Origin of the sequence: Gudongella sp. DL1XJH-153 (assembly GCF_049310905.1) — a bacterium.
Taxonomy (GTDB): Bacteria; Bacillota; Clostridia; order Tissierellales; family Tissierellaceae; genus Gudongella.
This window is the reverse complement of sequence record NZ_JBMEMN010000069.1, coordinates 1-1,885: the sequence shown is the minus strand read 5'-3', so window position 1 is coordinate 1,885 and position 1,885 is coordinate 1. Positions and strand designations below refer to the sequence as shown.

Here is a 1,885-nt window from a genome sequence, read left to right as displayed (position 1 = left end):
GGGGTAATCGGGAAATGACCGATTTTACCCTCACAAACAAAAAATGAAGAGAACCCGTAAGATTCTGGGCTTTTTAAAAAGGTCTCCAGTCCTATTGGGTTCTCTTTTTGTATCCGGCTTACTATTTTTGGGTACACTAAATAAAGGTATTCGTTTTGTGTTGCAGCATTTTTCTTAAGCGGCTACTTCAGCGGTTTTACCTTCAAATTCTTTGATTTCTCCGTTTTTGAATCGATGGTATTTATTCAGGTTTCGCCCTAATATGTACACCATGAATTCTTTATAGACCTTTTCAGAGGAGCGGTAATTGAATCGTCTGAACTTGTCGTTCTCTTTGATGTCCCCAAAATGTCCTTCGGTCTGGATTGACCGGATCTGACGGTTGAGGACACCTTTATCGCTTTGTATGTTATGATGGGATTTGGCTTTAAGCTCTTCCCAAACCTCATTGACTTTCATGGTCTTATTCTTGCAGGCATCTTTTTCTTCGTCGTATTGATATAGGCATTGTGCTTTGAGTGTACAGCCATTGCAATCGCTGCAGGCGTATACTTCGAAGGATCTTTTCAATCCGCCTTGATTTCGGACTTCTGTTCTTTCATGAACCAGTTTTCTGCCATCACTGCACAGGTACCCACCTTCCACCTTCGCCATGTTGTAATGCTTGCCGATGTCGTTTTTGTAGGCTCTTGTCTTCATCTTTTCATGGGTCTGCAGTTTGATGTAGCTCTCGATGCCTTCTTCTTTGAGATATATGAGGTTTTGTTCACTGCTGTATCCACTGTCTGCAGTGACTTCTTCCAGTTGCCGGCCGAAGGCAGCCTTATGCTTTTCCAGCACTGGAATCAGGGTGTTGTAATCTGTGCGGTCGTTACTGATGTGGGTGTGGATGATGAAGTAGTTTTCCACAGCGATCTGTACGTTATAAGCTGGTTTGAGTTGCCCGTTTTTCATGTGGTCGTCCTTCATGCGCATGAAGGTTGCCTCCAGATCCGTCTTGGAATAGCTGTTTCGGTCTGTTCCCAGGATCTTAAAGTGTTTCTGGTATTTGAGCAGGCGCCTTGCGCATTCTTCGATCTGTTCATAGAGCTTTTGGAGTTCGGATTTGTGCTGTCCTTTCCCCGCGACAAAGACCAGACCTTCTCCCTGAGCTACTTTCGTGATATTCACCTGCAATTTCATGAGCGCCAAAGGGCAGATGTTGTCGATCTCCAGGAGCGTGTTGTTGGAGATTTTCTTCTGGTCCATTTTCTTTCGCTCTCGATTCTTCTGGATGACTTCCCGAACCTTGTCCATCCCTTCGATAATGAACATCTTTTCTTGGACCAAGCCATACTTCTTATGGTAACCGGCGCTGGTGATTATCGCATTGTACTTGGAATATAATTCATCGATGGTATCGAGAAGTCCAGCCAAACGATAGTTTACACTTCCACGCCAAACGAATGTATAACGATTGGCGTTAGCTTCGATTTTAGTGCCGTCTATGAACAAGCGCTTCATCGTTACAAACCCTTCCCGGTGAAGTCGTTTGACGAATTGGTAGTGCAGATCATCCAGAATTTCAGCGCTGAGTTTGTTGTTTATGAAATCATAGAAAGCATCTCGCCTGGGTTTTTCACCCTTGGAAAGCCAAAGAAATGCGATGTCCCTTTCACACAGTTCTACAATGCGGTCAACTGCTTTGACTCCTCTCATGTTTGCATAGGTGAGTACTGCAAACATCATAATCGGATTATAGCCTTTTCTTCCCTTGGTTGAATATCTGGCCGTTAGGCCAGAAAAGTCCAGATCCTCCATCACTTTTTTTAGGGTATAGACGGGGTCGTCTGCTGGTAATCCGATTTGATACAGATTGAAGTTGATTGCTTGTTGCCCTATTTCG

The 1,885-nt window shown here is 44.1% G+C and carries 1 protein-coding gene; it reads right to left on the bottom strand.

Annotated elements, in window-relative coordinates:
- Positions 1 to 174: 174 nt before the first annotated feature.
- Positions 175 to 1,885, bottom strand: a 1,711-nt coding sequence (locus ACOEN1_RS13345) for an IS1182 family transposase (protein WP_422487385.1), incomplete at its 5' end; no start/stop codon positions are given.